The organism is Mycobacterium sp. TH-M82 (assembly GCF_057473605.1).
Genome location: NZ_JBYCKY010000667.1, coordinates 1 through 14,688 on the forward strand (window position 1 = coordinate 1; position 14,688 = coordinate 14,688).

The 14,688-nt window shown below is 66.0% G+C and carries 14 protein-coding genes and 1 pseudogene; 4 read left to right on the forward strand and 11 right to left on the reverse strand.

The features are described 5' to 3' along the window. Both AC2VON_RS19545 and AC2VON_RS19550 read left to right on the forward strand, forming a co-directional pair. Positions 1-410, forward strand: a 410-nt coding sequence (locus AC2VON_RS19545; RefSeq protein ID WP_486954433.1) for an MMPL family transporter, incomplete at its 5' end; no start/stop codon positions are given. Between the two features lie 189 nt (positions 411-599). After that, positions 600-1,040 carry a hypothetical protein gene (locus AC2VON_RS19550; RefSeq protein WP_486954434.1) on the forward strand — a complete coding sequence of 147 codons (441 nt, stop codon included), beginning with the start codon at positions 600-602 and terminating at the stop codon, positions 1,038-1,040. Between the two features lie 428 nt (positions 1,041-1,468). Here AC2VON_RS19550 and AC2VON_RS19555 read toward each other — a convergent pair whose 3' ends face one another. Both AC2VON_RS19555 and AC2VON_RS19560 read right to left on the reverse strand, forming a co-directional pair. Next, positions 1,469-1,924, reverse strand: a complete 456-nt coding sequence (locus AC2VON_RS19555; protein WP_486954435.1) for a hypothetical protein — start codon at positions 1,922-1,924, stop codon at positions 1,469-1,471. A gap of 560 nt (positions 1,925-2,484) precedes the next feature. Beyond that, positions 2,485-3,201: pseudogene (locus tag AC2VON_RS19560) on the reverse strand (PspA/IM30 family protein); the annotation flags it as partial. Positions 3,202-3,248: 47 nt separating this feature from the next. On the opposite strand from AC2VON_RS19560, the gene AC2VON_RS19565 reads away from it, so the two are divergent. Then, the gene (locus AC2VON_RS19565) at positions 3,249-3,728 is read left to right on the forward strand and encodes a DUF4226 domain-containing protein (RefSeq protein WP_486954436.1); all 480 of its coding nucleotides are present in this window, start codon (positions 3,249-3,251) and stop codon (positions 3,726-3,728) included. Here AC2VON_RS19565 and AC2VON_RS19570 read toward each other — a convergent pair. The 7 genes from AC2VON_RS19570 to AC2VON_RS19600 all read right to left on the reverse strand — a co-directional run bounded on the left by AC2VON_RS19570 (position 3,675) and on the right by AC2VON_RS19600 (position 12,837). Continuing rightward, on the reverse strand, positions 3,675-4,241 hold the full coding sequence (locus AC2VON_RS19570) for a hypothetical protein (protein WP_486954437.1): 567 nt from the start codon (positions 4,239-4,241) through the stop codon (positions 3,675-3,677). The two genes, AC2VON_RS19565 and AC2VON_RS19570, sit on opposite strands and share 54 nt — an antisense overlap. A gap of 63 nt (positions 4,242-4,304) precedes the next feature. Beyond that, on the reverse strand, positions 4,305-9,593 hold the full coding sequence (locus AC2VON_RS19575) for a helicase-related protein (protein WP_486954438.1): 5,289 nt from the start codon (positions 9,591-9,593) through the stop codon (positions 4,305-4,307). 167 nt (positions 9,594-9,760) lie between these two features. Continuing rightward, the gene (locus AC2VON_RS19580) at positions 9,761-10,366 is read right to left on the reverse strand and encodes a hypothetical protein (RefSeq protein WP_486954439.1); all 606 of its coding nucleotides are present in this window, start codon (positions 10,364-10,366) and stop codon (positions 9,761-9,763) included. 211 nt (positions 10,367-10,577) lie between these two features. Further along, on the reverse strand, positions 10,578-11,567 hold the full coding sequence (locus AC2VON_RS19585; RefSeq protein WP_486954440.1) for an alpha/beta fold hydrolase: 990 nt from the start codon (positions 11,565-11,567) through the stop codon (positions 10,578-10,580). Positions 11,568-11,589: 22 nt separating this feature from the next. After that, positions 11,590-12,135 carry a hypothetical protein gene (locus AC2VON_RS19590; protein WP_486954441.1) on the reverse strand — a complete coding sequence of 182 codons (546 nt, stop codon included), beginning with the start codon at positions 12,133-12,135 and terminating at the stop codon, positions 11,590-11,592. Continuing rightward, positions 12,132-12,485, reverse strand: coding sequence for a hypothetical protein (locus tag AC2VON_RS19595; protein WP_486954442.1), 354 nt, complete (start codon positions 12,483-12,485; stop codon positions 12,132-12,134). The genes AC2VON_RS19590 and AC2VON_RS19595 overlap by 4 nt, the downstream gene beginning before the upstream one ends. Next, on the reverse strand, positions 12,478-12,837 hold the full coding sequence (locus tag AC2VON_RS19600) for a WhiB family transcriptional regulator (RefSeq protein WP_486954443.1): 360 nt from the start codon (positions 12,835-12,837) through the stop codon (positions 12,478-12,480). The genes AC2VON_RS19595 and AC2VON_RS19600 overlap by 8 nt, the downstream gene beginning before the upstream one ends. 457 nt (positions 12,838-13,294) lie before the next feature. Between AC2VON_RS19600 and AC2VON_RS19605 the strand changes: the two genes are divergently transcribed. Beyond that, positions 13,295-13,873 (forward strand): helix-turn-helix transcriptional regulator, encoded by a 579-nt coding sequence (locus AC2VON_RS19605; protein ID WP_486954444.1) that lies wholly within the window; start codon positions 13,295-13,297, stop codon positions 13,871-13,873. A 53-nt stretch (positions 13,874-13,926) separates the two neighbouring features. Here the strand turns inward: AC2VON_RS19605 and AC2VON_RS19610 are convergent, their stop codons facing one another. Then, positions 13,927-14,145 (reverse strand): hypothetical protein, encoded by a 219-nt coding sequence (locus tag AC2VON_RS19610; protein ID WP_486954445.1) that lies wholly within the window; start codon positions 14,143-14,145, stop codon positions 13,927-13,929. Between the two features lie 40 nt (positions 14,146-14,185). Further along, a partial coding sequence (locus tag AC2VON_RS19615; protein ID WP_486954446.1) for a C40 family peptidase occupies positions 14,186-14,688 on the reverse strand: 503 nt, incomplete at its 5' end.

The window sequence follows — 14,688 nt, forward strand, 5'->3', positions numbered from 1 at the left end:
GCGCCGACTACAACATGCTGCTCGTCTCACGGCTGCGGGAGGAATCCAAACACAACATTCGCGTAGGGGTACTGCGCACCGTCGCCCGCACCGGCTCTGTCATCACCTCGGCCGGAATCATCTTCGCCGCCAGCATGTTCGGACTGATGTTCGGCTCCATCGCGATCATGATCCAAGTCGGCCTGATCATCGGCTGCGGACTCCTACTCGACACATTCCTGGTCCGCACCCTCACCGTCCCCGCCATCGCCACCCTGCTCCGCGAAGCAAGCTGGTGGCCCAACACACCACGACGATCAGCGCAAATGCCACCATTGACCGCGGTTAACCCTATGCATGACCCGCGGCACCGGGGCCACCAGCACAGCCCAAATACTCGGCTAAACCCAACAGTTCTCGCGAGGAGATAACACCAAAGGACCATGACCCTCACCGGCAACCTCCCATCCTGTCGACTCTCGCACTCGCACCTGCTGCGGCGGGGGCGGCGGCCACGCCGAGGATGCGCACGCCGTGGTTGACGTTGTCGAACGGCTCGACGGGGACGCTGCAGTGCAGCGCTACCCCGCCGGTAACGCACTGGAAGCGGGGACAATCAAATGACGCACAAGCAGCCCCGCTGGGCACACCTCCTGATCGCGGCCACCGCCGTCATCGCCCTAGCCTGTACGGTCGCGCTGGCGCTTCAAACGCTTGACGACCACGCGTCTGCACAGATGCACGAATCTGGGGTGCTGCCCGGCTCCGACGATATGGCCGCCCAGCAGGGGTTGCTGCCCGGCCAGATCAACCCAACCCCGCTCCCAGACTCAATGACCGACATACTCAACCGACTGGCGCAGAGGGCAGCGCCGCCGCCGCCCGCAGACCCACTGTCCGACATGGCCGATCTACTCATCTGGCTGCCGCAGCACACGGCACGGCGCATGACCCGCGATCAGGACACCGCCAATCTGTGCAACCCGCTGGCAATCCTTTTCCCCTCGGTTTCACCAGTGGCTACTTCCAGCACCAACTGCTCAGCGAAATCCACGTCGTAGGCGTCGAGCAGGTCAATACCATTGACGCGCACAACGCCCAAGCGCCGCCCACGCTGGCCGTTTGTTGCCGTCCACAAAGGCGTGCTTACGCGCCAGCGAGTGCAGCAGCCTTCTCCCCCAACGTCGGCTATGCGTCGTCGCCGGACACATCGGCCCGCACACGCGCGTCCGCACCACGGCGACCACCCCAACACTCCCCACACCCGTCAGCAGCAGCCGCGCGCGTCCGTTTCAGCGCGCAACTCAGCGACCACCCGGGACGCCACCATCGCAGGTGAGACGAAGCTGCAAGCCAAGCTGCCGACTGGTTGCGGCTGGTTTAGCAGTCCGTCGCCGCTTGTTGCGTAGCGTGAAAACGGATTTGCTTGAGCAGTCGCCGGCTTCGGTGAGAGGGCTGCCTATGCACTGAAAAGTGGCGGCACGAGCGCTCAGTTCTCCGCGATGAGCCGTTGGTGGTTGACCCAGTCCTGCAGGGGTCCGGGATCGCGGTGCACACGGCCGGTGCGTTGATTGATTTGCTCTAGTAGATAGCGGGGCCAGCCGATGTCTGTTGCGATGACCGGCTGCTCGACGTCGTCACTATATGCGGCGAGCACCGAGGCGACCCCGACGAGGTCTGGGTATGCGGCGATGTGGGCGGCCAGTGTTGTGCCCAGGATCGATGCCGTGCCGGACTTCTCGGCGTTGGCCCAGTAGATCAGGATATGACGGGATTCGCGCACTGCGGTGATGCTGCGCTGGGCACCGTACCGGCAGACCAGTGCGCCGTGTCTGCGGGCGGCAGCGAGCACGTGGGATTGGTTGCGGAGGTCTTTCTGGTCATCGAGAGTGCGCGCCGGCGCTCCGATCCACCGTTGGTGGCGTTGGCAGACCGTGACGTGCATCGGGAGCCAGCAGCAGACCGGTTGCGCGACTCCGCGTCGGGCCATGCACAGTCGGCACATCGGGCGGGACTGGTATGCCTGGCGGTTGCCATCGCGATCGCCAGCGAACAGTCCCCGCAAACGGGCACACAGCAGTTGCCGCGACTGGCCGCTGGCGATCGCCAGATAATCGACGCACGGATAGCCGCCCTCTGTTTGGGAGACATATCGGCGAAGCCCTCTCTGTCAACCTGGGTTGACAGAGGGGGCGGCGACGTCTTCATCTGGCTGTGGCGAACTGACCCCGATCAGGCGATGCTGCGGATGGCCGATCTCATGGCCGGAATCCACATTCACCAACCTCATGCCAATCCCGAGGTGAGCTTCGGCGCCGCATTCAGGCCCGCGATGCCACCCGATGTGACAGACGGTGAGTGCCGGCGGTTCGTCAGCGACTGCCGTGCTCGCGTCCCCAGGTTCTACGAGAAGGTGAACGCGACAGGCTGACTGAATCAGGATTGTTGCGGGCTGTCCCAGTCCGGCGCTAAGGATTACGCCTGTAATTCGCGAGTTCCATTGGGGCGCATGCTGGCTCGGATCTGTTGCAGTCGCGAGTGGCTGGCAAGCTGGAGGCTGTCGTGTTGGACGTCGATCATGCGGGCGGCTGTGGTGGACTGCGCGAGCTCGGTAGCACCGAGAGCGTCGGCGTAGCGGCGTTCGATCTTGTCGCGGACGTCGTCGAGGCTGACCGTTGTCGCTGCGCCGGCGTAGCGACCGATCGATTGCAGAGCTGTGGTGATGTGCTCTTGCATTTTGGCCTGTTCGAGCTGGCTGAGTAACTTCGTGTGCTCGGCAATCTTGGCTTGCAGGGTCAGTGCGTTGCGGTCGACGGCCTGGTTTGCGGAGGCCGCGGCGGCCAGCGCCTGGTCGGTGAGCACCTTGAGTTCTTCGGCGCTGTTTTCTGCGTTGACCAGTTGGGTGGCGAAGTGCTCGGCGGTGCTGGTGTATTCGGCGACCTTGCCGGCATCTCCGGTGGTGGCTGCTTGGTCGGCCAGGGTGATCGCCTGGCGGATGTTGAGGGGCAGGCTCTCGATGTCGGCGACCTCGCGGTTGAGGCGCATCTGTAGTTGACGGTGGTTTCCGATCACCTGAGCGGCCTGGTGGGATAAGGCTTGGTGTTGGCGACGAGCGTGGTCGATGGCCTGTTGTATCTGGATCTTCGGGTCGGCATGTTCGTCGATCTTCGCGCCGAACAGCGCCATGGTGTGCTTCCATGTCTTGGCGAAGGGTGTGTTCATTCGGTTGGCTCCTTGCAGCCGGTCGTGTTCGTGGTTGACTTGTGGTTATGGGCTTTCTGGACCAGTGGGCTCAGGCGTTCGTTGCCGAGCTGGACACACTTGTTGGTGCGATTGGCCGAGGGTCTGGTTTTGACCCTGGTGCGGCGTGGCAGGTGGCCGGCCGGGCGGGGTCCGAGCCGGCGGATGGTCTGGATGCATGGGCGGGTTCTGGTGCGCAGCAGGTAGCCGATGTGCTGATCGGTGAGGCTCGTCGTGGCGCCGACACCGCGCTGGCTGACGGCTTCCGTGCAGCGCAGGCGGCTGCTGGCGTGGCACGTGGTCAGCTGCAGCGAATCCGCGCTGAGGTGCATGGCGGCGTGGTGGCGTTGCAGTCGGTCGCCGACACCCCGGCCGGCCGTGCGCAGATGGCCGATCTGTTGGACCGGAAGTCCTCCGAGGTCCGGGAAGTGCTGGTGCAGGCGCGGGAGTCATCGTCAGCCGCGGCGGCGATGCTGGGCGAGGCCGGCCACGGGTACGCCGGCGGATAGGTCCGCCAGCTCCCAGTGCAGCGCCCCGCGATCGGTGACGTCGAGACGGCAGCCTGTAGGCGATGCTGCGGCCAGGTCCGCGGTGATCGAGTCCGCGATACCGGGGGTCATGACCGGATCGGCCAGCAGGCCGCGCAGGGACACAGTGAGCCGCTCGGATGCAAAGGCGATGTGCAGATGCAGGCGCGGGCGGGCTCCGAGGCGGTCCAGGGCGCGCCCGGCCGCGGTGATGGTGGCGGGCATCTGCTCGGTGAGTGCGGTGATGACGATTGGCGGCTGGGAATCCGTTTGAGCCCAGGACATGACATCGCTCCAGGCGATGCCGGGTGGTAGGACGGCGTCGATGGAGCCGTTGAGCTGTACGCCGCGCAGCAGGTCGGTGAGGCATTCGGGCAGCAGGGCAGCGCGTGTGGAGGTGTGCCGCGGCCGTGAGCCTCGCTCGATGGGAATGACGGGAGCCAGCCAAAGGCGGGTCGCCACGGAGGTGTCGGCCTGATCGACGGGGATGGACATGGTTTTAAAAGTAGGGGCGGGACCGCGCTGTGCGCTAACTCCAGCCCGGAATCTCCTGTGACCTCAGGTGTCCTGTTCCAGGCCTGGGGTGCCGTCGTCGAGGTCGCGGTAGTAGTCGGCGATGGCCATGCGTTCGCGGGCGCCGATCATGCGGCGCAGCAGGTCGGCGTTGGCGCAGCCGGTTTCCTCGAGGACCGCCGGCGTGGGGTTGCGCAGCAGACTCCAGCCGGGCTCGCGGCCGCGCATCTTGAGCCGTTCGGCGGCTTCCTGGGCTTTCTGCTTGGCCTCGGGGCTTTCGGCATCGAGGCGCAGCTGCAACGTCAGCGCCGCGAGTTCGGCCTTCTTGGCATCGAGAGCATCCGACTGCTCGAACTGCCCGGGTGGGTTGGCGAGCATGTCGTCAAGCTGGGCCTGGTCGCCGGCGAGGTCGCGTTGCAGGCTTTGCTGGTGTGTCGGCAGCATGGTGTAGAGATTTTCGACCCGGCGGTGCAGGCCTCGGGCCTTGGCGGCACCGGACTCGCCGGCGGCTTGGGTGGCCACGAGTTCGTCGCTCTTGATCTCAGTGGTGCGTGACGGGATCGCCAAGCGCAGCAGCAGCATGTCGTGCATGAGCGAGCGCGCAGCCAGAACGTCGACACCGTTGACGGTGATTCCGGTGGGGTCGAATCGCGTGACGCCGTGGTCCTTGCCGTCGTGGTAGGCCTGCCGGCAGGCTGCGGCGACCGACACCGCGGTCTGGGACCGATCGGAGCTGGCTCGGCCGTCGATGGCCACTGTGGGTGAGGTCTCGGCGGCGGCGTGTTGGTGGGCTCGTTCGACATGCGGGGCGATGCGGGCTAGCGCGTTATGCTGCTTGGGGATTGCCCCTTCGAGCTGTTTGACTCGCCAGTCACGTTGGCGCACAGCATCATTGTGAGCCCGTTGCAGTGCGGACAGCTTGGTGATGTCGTCCTCAAGTTCGACCTGGCGGACGTAGCGGGGATCGCCGGTGGCGATGGCTTTGGTTTCGGCCGCTGCCGAGCCGATGTCTCCCCCGCTGAGGTCCTCGATCTCGACGTCGAGGACCTCGTTGCGCCGCATCTGTTCGATGAACAGCGCTTTGGCCTGCACTTTCTGCCACATCACCACGTCGTAGGTTCCCTCGCTGACGTAGGTGACGATGTCCACGGTTTCGTTCTGGTTGCCCTGCCGGCGGATTCGGCCTTCGCGTTGTTCGAGGTCCGAGGGCCGCCAGGGGACGTCAACGTGGTGCAGGCCGGCGGTGCGGGCTTGCACGTTCATCCCGGTGCCCATCTTCTCGGTGCTGCCGATGAGCACGGAGACTTCACCGTTGTTGCAGGCGGCGAACAGCGCCTTGAGTTCGGCGGGTTTGTGGGCGTCGTGGATGAACCGAATGTCGGCGGCGGGCATCCCCCGAGCGATCAGTTCGTCTTTGATGGCCTTGTAGATGGTGAATTGGCTGGGGTCTTTCGACGGGGTGCCGCGATCACAGAACACCAGCTGCAACGGGCCGCGGCGTTCCAAGGGCTTGCCGGTGTCGTGGTCGAGATAGACCCGATCGGCGTTGGCGGTGTGAATGGCCATGATTTCGTCGGCGACAGCAGCTGCGCGACTGTTGCGTGGCTTGGCCAGATTCGCTAGCCGGGGGTCCAATGAGACGTTGCGGCCGTCGTTGCTGATCTTGAGAATGTTGTCGCGATCGGGCCGTTTGGAGTCGAGATGATCCGCCCGGTAGCCCAGGTCGGCAATGAAGTCGGTGACTTCGATATCGGGGTGCAGGCTCACGATCCGGCGCTGCCCGGTGTTGAGCTCAGGCAGCTTCACTGGAACTTGCTCTCGGGTGACGACATCGCTGTAGGCCGCCGACAATGCGAGCAGTTCAGGCAGGTTGGTGAATTTGCCAACCTTGGTGACAGGCCGTAGCCGGGTGCCGCTGGGGTTGACTTCGACGGTGGTGACGGTGGCCGTGAATGCCGCACCCCAGTCCCCCAGGTTGGCGACGCCGGCAGCTTCGAGCAGATCGGGCCGTAGGTAGCTTTGCATCACCCAGAGTTCACCCAGCGAGTTGGCAATGGGTGTGCCGGTGGCGAAGGTGGCCACACGCTCGCTCACGCGATCAGCGGGGATGCCGGCGGCCAGGGCCTCGTCGCGGCGCCGTTGGCGCAGGATCCGCAGCTTGAGGGTGAGATCGTCGGCCCGTTTGGATGCCTTGGTGCAGTTGAGCTCTTCGATGTTGCAGACCCGCGCCTTGTTCTTGAACATGTGCGCTTCGTCGACGAAAAGGTAGTCACAGCCACTGTTTTCGAAATGCAGCCCCTGGTCTTTGCCGACCTGGCTGGTGAGCCGTTCCAGGCGCTCCTGGGTCTGCTTGATGGCCCGTTCGACGCTCTTCTTCGTGCGGTCGGACTCAGCGGATTGCAGCTGGGTCCGCAGCTCGCCGAGTTGGTCTTCGATGTATTCGGCGAGGGTAGTGGGGTTGACGCCGATCCCGGTGAATGCTGACTGGGGGATGATGACCAGGTCCCAGTCGTTGACCGCGGATTGGGCGATGAAGCGTCGCCGGCCATCGGCGGTGGTTGCTGCCGAGCCCAGAAGCACCTTGGCGGCTGGATACCATTGGGCGGCCTCACGCCCGACCTGCTCGATGATGTGATTCGGTACGACGATCCAAGGCTGACGGACCAGGCCGAGGCGACGCAGTTCCATGGCGGCCATGAGCATGCTGCCGGTTTTGCCGGCGCCGACGACGTGATCGAGCAGGGTGGCCGGCTCGGCGATGATCCGGGCGACGGCGTCACGTTGGTAGGAATGCGGCGTGAAGTGATCCGAGAGGCCGGGCAATGCCAGCCTGGACCCGTCGTAGCGCGGCGCTCGTAGCGAGTTGAATCGGCGGTTGTATTCAGCCACAAGGCTTTCGGTTCGGTCGGGGTCGGCGAACGCCCACTTTTGGAACTCTTCGGTGATCTTGTCGCACTTGGCTTGCGCGGCGAACGTCGCCTGCACGTCGAGCTGGCCCTCGTCGGTGTTGCACACGACGCTGCGGGAGTTGCAGACGGCTTCGAGCAGGCTGACGGCGTCGCAGCGGGTGCGGTCTAGGCCCCAGGTCTCGATCATCAAGCTGCTGTGTCGCTGGTATTTGGCGATATCGACGGTCCAGCGGCCACCGATGTGTTCGGCGGTGACGTCGTCACATTTGAAGGTTTCCTCGGCGAATTGCGCGACGTAGCGGGGGTCGATCCAGGGTGCGCCGGGCCGGACCTTGATCTGGTCGGCACTGCGATCAGGCGGAATGAGGTCGCGCAGCGCCTCGGCGTAGGGCGCATAGGCGGAGTCGTGTTCGGCGGCCAGGGCGGCTTGAGCGTGCTTTTCGCGGACGTTGCCCGACAGCGCGATCGCAGCGGGAATCAGTTCGTTGGGGTCGGTGAGGCTGGGATAGACCCGGCCGGCGAGTAGTTCTCGGGCGTCGGTGGCCGGGATCTCCAGCAGCTCGGCGATGTAGTCGAGGTCGACGCCCATGTCGCGGTCGAGGCTCATCGCCAGTGCGTCTTCGGGGGTGTCGGCAGTGAGGCGCTGCTGGGTGGCGGTGAGCAGGTCCGTGGAGAAGATCGGGGCTTTGAGGGCCTGGCCGGTGTTGTCGTCGAAGATTTCCAGCGCGGCGACAACCGCCCAGCCGGGGTCGTGTCGCATCCCGCCGTCGAGGTGGGTGCGCCGCTTGAACGATGCCCGGGTCTCCCAGGCTGCGGTGTCCCATTGCTCGGCGAGCTCGTCGGGTACTGGCCCGGTATAGGGCCGCCCGGGCTGGCCTTCTTCTTCCCGCCAGCGGGTTTCGGCGGCGGTGACCTTCTGGTCGTGGTCGTCTTGAGTGATCTCTTTGGGGTGGACCCAGGTGAAGCGGTTGATGGGGCCGTGCCGGCGCACGTAGTTGTCGTAGAGCGTGTTGAGGTGACCGCGCAGCTGGTCGCGTTCGGCCGCAGGCCGGCCGTCGCGCTGGGAGGTGATCAGGCTGGTGGCGGCATCGCGCAGCGCGATGAGCTCGCGGGTCTCGCCGATGCGGGTTTTCGCTGTCCGGTTGGGCTCCCAGGTGTGCCCGGACCAGTATTCGATGCCCTTGGTCTCAGCGTTGTATCGCAGGGTGTAGAGCGGGGTTTCGGGTCCACGATCGGCGGCGGTGATCAGACCTGGGTCGAAGGTTTCCGGCGAGACGACGGTCAGTGACTCCGGGGTCGCCGTCAGCGCGTACCCATGGTGGAGGGCGGCATTGATGATCGAGGTGAGGCGACGGGCCAGCTGGTCGGCAAGCTCGGGTCCGGTGTCGCCGTCCACGGTCAGTGTGGGTGCACCGTGCAGGCCTCGGCCCGCTCGCATGGTGCCGAGCACGTTGTTTGGATTCTCGATGTAGTGGCTGTTGATGCTGATGTCGGGTTGGGCTTCGCCGACCGCGGGTAGGGCCTCGGTGGTGGTGACCCAGTCCGGTAGCTGCTGGGGTGGGTGTTGGTGGAGTTCGCGGCGTCGCAGGATGAGTAGGTCGGTGACGACGTCGGTGCCCGCGACGCGGGAGAATGCTTTGGAGGGCAGTCGGATTGCGCCGATCAGATCGGCGTAGTTGTGCATGATCCGCCGGGCGTCTGGCTTGGCCGCGTCGAGGGTGTATCGGCTGGTGAGCACCGCCACGTAGCCGCCGGGTGCGGTCAGGGCGAGTGCTTTGCAGATGAAGTGGTTGTGCACGGCCAGCCGCTGCGGGTTATGGCTGGGGTCGGTGATGGCATAGCGGCCGAAGGGAACATTTCCGACTGCGGCGGCGAAGCTGCTTTCAGGAACCCTGGTGGCCTCGAAGCCCTCGCTGCGGATCTGGGCTGAGGGATACAGCGCCGCGGCTACCGCGGCGGTGAGCGGATCGTTCTCCACTCCGACCATGACCGCATTCTGCGGGGCATGTCCAATGAATGTTCCGCTGCCGCAACCTGGTTCGAGGACTCGTCCGCCGGAGAACCCGGCACGTTGGAGTGCCTTCCAGATCACGGCGACGATCGCCGGGTCGGTGTAGTGGGCGTTGAGAACCGAGGCCTCGGCGTGGCGGTACTGCTCGTCGGTCAGCAGGGTGTGCAGGTGTTCGCGTTCGGCTGCGAAGGTGCCGTTGCGGGGGTCGAAGACTTCGGGGACCGCGCCCCAGCCCGACCAGGCCGCCAGGGTGCGTTGCTCGTCAGCTGAGGCGGGCCGGCCAGCGTCGCGCAGGTGGGCCAGCAGCTCGATGGCGGCGATGTTGGCGCGGGCGCGGGCTTTGGCTCCCGAGGGGACGAGGGTGTCGGTGCTGGCGGGGAAGTCGACCGGGGTCAGGAACGCCGCCGGCGCCATGGAGGCAGCCTCGGTTACCTGCTCCCCCACCGCTGGTTCGGGATCAGCCGTGGGTGCTGGCGCGGGTTCGGGCTTGGTTGGTGGCGGCAGCGCTCGGCCGCCGGGATCAATGCTGGCTGGGTCTGTGGGCTGGTCGGCTATCTCGTCGAACAGCGACGGCTGGGCGGCTACTGCTCGGGCAGGCCGTCGTGGCGCAGGTCGTGATAGACCATCTCGGCGAGCTGGGCTGCCAGTGGATCGGTTGGCTGGGCCGGCAGCGGCAGCTGGTCCTCGCTGCGGGCCGCCAGCAGGTAGCCGGCCTTGATCCGAAACACCGCCGAGAAGTCCGGTGCCGGCCAGATGTGAGCGACCAGGTCCTCGATCTGCTCGCTCGGTTCGGTGCGGTACTGGGTCCGGGTCCAGCGTTGCTCCCACGGAACCTGGCCGGCTTCGGCCATCGCTGGCATCTGATCCAGATCCGGCGCTGGCGGATCGTCCGGTTCCGGGATCATCGCGTAGAGCTCGTTGGTCAACACGATCTCCTTGGCCGACGACATCGCCGTGTTGAGCAGTCCCACCTTCGTCAGGTAGTCCGGGTGTTGGCCGTGCTGGCGACTCCAGTCGCTGACCGCTTGAGCCCCCATCTGGTCGGCCAGCTCCGCGATCTGCTGGGTCAGGCGAGCCGCCTGGCCCTCGAGGAACTCTTCTTGCTGCGTCGGTGTCCACTCCGGGGGCAGGTGCAGGTGTTGGCGGTAGATATCGCCCACGATCTGCCTTATCTCCGGACTGCTCACTGTCACCGCCCTGATCGAGGATGCTGAACAGATCCGGCTCGTCCGGATCCATGTCCCTGCGGGCCATATTGTCCTCTCCTGGTTGACGACAGTCAGGTAGGGGTAGAAGTCCTGCAACACCTCCGACGAAGGCTCGTGCGGGTTCACGGCCTCTCCCCCGGGCTGTCGAGTTCACGCGCCCACCGGCGCGGTCGGTGGCCGCTGAGGGGGTTCACAGGACCGCCGCCAGGCGGCGACTGGGTCCGGTGAGCCGGCGGGCGGGCGCGGTGCGGGCGATTGCCGCACTGATCGCGGCGCTGATCAGTTGCGGGGCTTCGTGCAGCAGCATGTGGCCGGCCGTCGCCCGGTGCAGCAGGCGGGCGTTCGGGATACCGGCGGCAAGATCGCGCGCGTGCTCGGGTGGTGTGAGCCGGTCCGCTCCCCCACTGATCACCGTGGTGGCGGCCTGGACTGAGGCCAGGGTGGCGTATTGGTCGTAGGTTTGCAGGGCGAGCAGGAAGCCGACCTTGGTGGTCAGGGGGGTGTCGTTGATGGCGGCGGCCGACACGGTGACCAGTGCGTCCTTGGCGGTGCTGCCGTAACCACCGAGCCGGGTCGCGGCTTTGCAGATCGGTTGGGCCAGTAGCCGAATCGTATCGTCGGTGATCGACTTCGGCGTGTGTTGCACGATGCTGTAGAGCAGCCGGGGGCCGGAGGTGGCAAGCAGGCGACCGAGGCCACGTTCACCGAGCCTGCCGGCCGCGGTGGACACGAGGATCAGCGCCACCGGGTCGATCGGTCGCTGACTGCGGGGGCGACCAAGATAGGCCAGGGCGGTCATGCCCCCCATGGAATGGCCGGCCAGCGTGACCGGCCCGCTGATGTCGAGGGCGGCCATCAGCTCGGCGAGGTCGGTGGCGAGCTGTTCGATGCGATAGGTGCCGATCGGGGCGCCGGCGGAGGCGCCATGGCCGCGGTGGTCGTAGCTGATGATCCGCACTCGCTCACCCCACTGGCGCCGCAGCTGCAGGATTTGAAGGTCCCAGGCCTGCGCTGTGAGGCAAAAGCCGTGCAGGAGAACAACAGTGTGGTCCGCGTCGGGCTGGCCGTAGTCCCGTACGGCCAGGGCGACACCGTCGCTGGTGGTGACGGTGTGGGCGGTGTAGCCGCGCTGGTGGTGGAGGTCGCGGTCGTGGGAACCGGTGGCGGGCTGGTGCATCATCTCGCTGGACCTCCTTGGTTGTTCAGCGCTGCTGCGCTGATGGGTACCGATCGCGACGACTGGCTGTGCTTGCCGCGGCTGGGCTGGGCTCGGTTTCTCCGCAGCCGCCGGCGTCGAACTGCTGCCAGGGCACGAACCGGGCATCAGCGGCGGTGCCGCTGCCCTGCGAACACCAAAATCCCCAGCTCCGCCGACGCGGCCCGGTGAGCAGCAGCGTCCAGACCGGAACCGGCGTGGGCTCGCCGGTGAGCTCCACGCGGTGGCGGTGGTGGGATCGACGGACGGCGATGGACCAGCGGCGGCGGATCACGGTGGTGGTCTCGCTGACTTCGCGGTACTGGCCGGCCACGATCAAGGACAGGAAGGGCCAAGGGTGATCGTGCAGGGCTCGGTCGTCATCGGAATGGCAGAACTTGTGCAGGTACAGGTTGACCAGGCGGTTGTGCGGGATCAGAAACCACCGCTGCAAGTAGGGATCACCCTCGGCGCCGATGCTCTGGTGCGGCAGACCACTGAGCAGCCGCCGCAGCCACGGCTGCGAGGCGGGCACGCTGATCGTGGCGCTCACGGCGTCCGCCGGCTCGGAGCCAGCCGGGCAATGCTCGGGCTGGACAGTAAAGCTGCTTCCAGGCGGGCGATTTCGTCGTCGGCTTCGCCAGGGACGATCACCCAGGCCGCATCGCGTCCGGGCGTCGGGTGCTGGCGCACCATGCCCTGTGAGCGCAGTTGGCACAGTGCCCGGTAGATCTGCTCCTGTGGTGGGGCCAGCACGGTCGGGCCGCCACGGCGCAGAGGCAAGCGAGGCGCTTTCTCGCGCAGCTGGGTGGTGGTCATGGGTCGGCGGGCGGTGCGCAGCTGGGCCACGATGTCGTCGCGCAACTGCCGGTTGATCTGTTGGTAGAAGCTGCGGTCAGGCACTTTCACGCCTCCGCTCGGCGGTGTACTCCAGGGCGGCTTGCATCGTTGCCCGCCGGACACGTTGGGCGGCGCTCTGGTTGGTGAGCCGTTCGGCGGCGGCGGCGAGTTTGGCTCGCGCGGCGGCCAGGCCCTCACTGTCACGCAGTCCGGGCAGCCAGACGCCACCCCAGACGCCGTCTGTGGCTTCGAGCTCCAGGGCGTCGAGTGCGCATTTGCGTTGGATCGGGCAGTTGTTGCAGATGGCGATGGCCCGGGCGCGGTGGACAGCGTGCTTGGCGAACCAGTCGCGGTCGTCACCGAAGGTGCACAGGCCGCGTTCGGCTGGAGTGGAGTCTGCTGCTGACTGAACCATCTGGGGCTCCTAACCGCTCTCAGTCGGGCATGTAGTTGACTACAACCTGTTTTATCACGGTCCTAGTTGATTTCACAATGACCATGGTTGATTACATGTCGACTATCAACCGGACCGCACCGGGCAGCTGGGCGCAGGCCAAGGAGGCAACAGGTCATCACGCCCGACAAAACAGCTGGTAAGCATGGGTTACTAGGCGGGGTCGCCACCCCGGGCGACACGCAATGGGGACCGGGGCGCGTGGGGTGGAAAACCCTGAAACTGCCCCGGCAACCCGCTGCACGATATTGACTCTAGTTAATCATTTAGAGGTGCGGCGGGCGTGAGGGGTGCGGGGAGCTGATCGTGATGCTGTCGATTGCCGTGTCTGCCTAACCACGGTTAGGCCCCGGTATATCTTGATCAGCAATGGGCAGCTAATACCCTGGTGTAGTCGGCAGCGGGAACGGACGTGGTCATGGCGGAATTGGAGTCGGTGCCACCGGGCGTCGATCCATCGGTCGCCCGCGCGGGCCGTGCCGTCGCTGACCGCCGCCTGGAATGCGGGCTGACCACGCAACGCGAGCTGGCCGACAAAGCCGGCGTTGCCCTCAACACCGCCGCCATGCTCGAACGCGGCCACTCCTTTCCCCGGGCGGGCAATGTCCGCAAGATCGAGCAGGCCCTGGACTGGCCGGCGGGAATGCTCACCGCGCTGCGCCGCGGCGAGGCGCTGCCGACACCTGCGCAACCGCAGCCAGCGGCACCGGCGACCGGGGGTGTACACGCGGTCTCGATCGCCCAGGGCGTGGTGAAGATCGCCGGCCTGTGCGCCGAGGTCCTGCTGCGCCACAGCGCAGATGACCCGAACAGTGCCCTGATGCTGCGCGACTTGAGCGATCAGTTGCTGGCGTTGGAGACGATGATCGCCGCTAGCCTGCCCCATGCCGCCGACGCCTTCGACGAAACAGTGGCCGCCCTAGAGGAGGTTCACCGCAACCGTGAGGCCCTGCAATCTGCTGTAGCCCGCAGCGAAGGTGTGCCACCGCAAAATTGACGTGCTCCCCACCCGAATGGGGAGCACGTCATGGGGTGATCAATCGGTGTGGCTTACGGCCCAAACAGGCAGCGCCGCAAGGAACCTGCCCACTCCCGGGCGCCGGCGGCCGAGTAGCCCGAGTCCGTGTAGCCGAGCTGTTCCAGCGCACCATCGATGGAGGCGTACTCCCCCTCGGTGAGGTAGACCGATCCGGTGATCGCCTGACGCTCTTTGCACAGCTCCCGAAGACCAGCGATGATCTCGGCGGCGTACGACTCGTTATCACTCATTCGTTCACTCTTTCACTCGATGTTGGGACGGCACTGGCTTTTATCCGGCGATGGGTCGCCGGATGGCGAGGATCTGCTTGGGCATGGGCGCCGTGCGCACGACGTCGCCGGGTGTGGGTGCGTGCACGACGGTGTCTTTGCTCAGCGCCATCTGGACGTGACCGGCGTGCGGGAAGATCAGATCACCGGGCTGGACGTCCTCTGGACTGATGGCGACACCCTGCTTGATCTGGGTGTACGTATCCGGCCCGATGGTGACACCAGCTTGACCCCAGGCCCACTGAGTCAAACCGGAACAGTCGAAATTGCTGGGCCCCTTGGCGCCCCAGATGTAGGGCGTTCCGAGCTTGCCCAACGCGGCATTGACTGCCATCTGAGGCAGCGGCCCGGCGGCACCAGCATGTGGCGGGGCGCCGGGCATATTGTGAAGCCCAGCGGGCCGGCCGCGGCCGGTTCGTGCGAGGTTGGTGAGGGCGCTGAGGTTGGGCATCGACATGCCGGACGGCATGCCGCCTCCCCCACCGCCGCCGAAGGACGGCATCG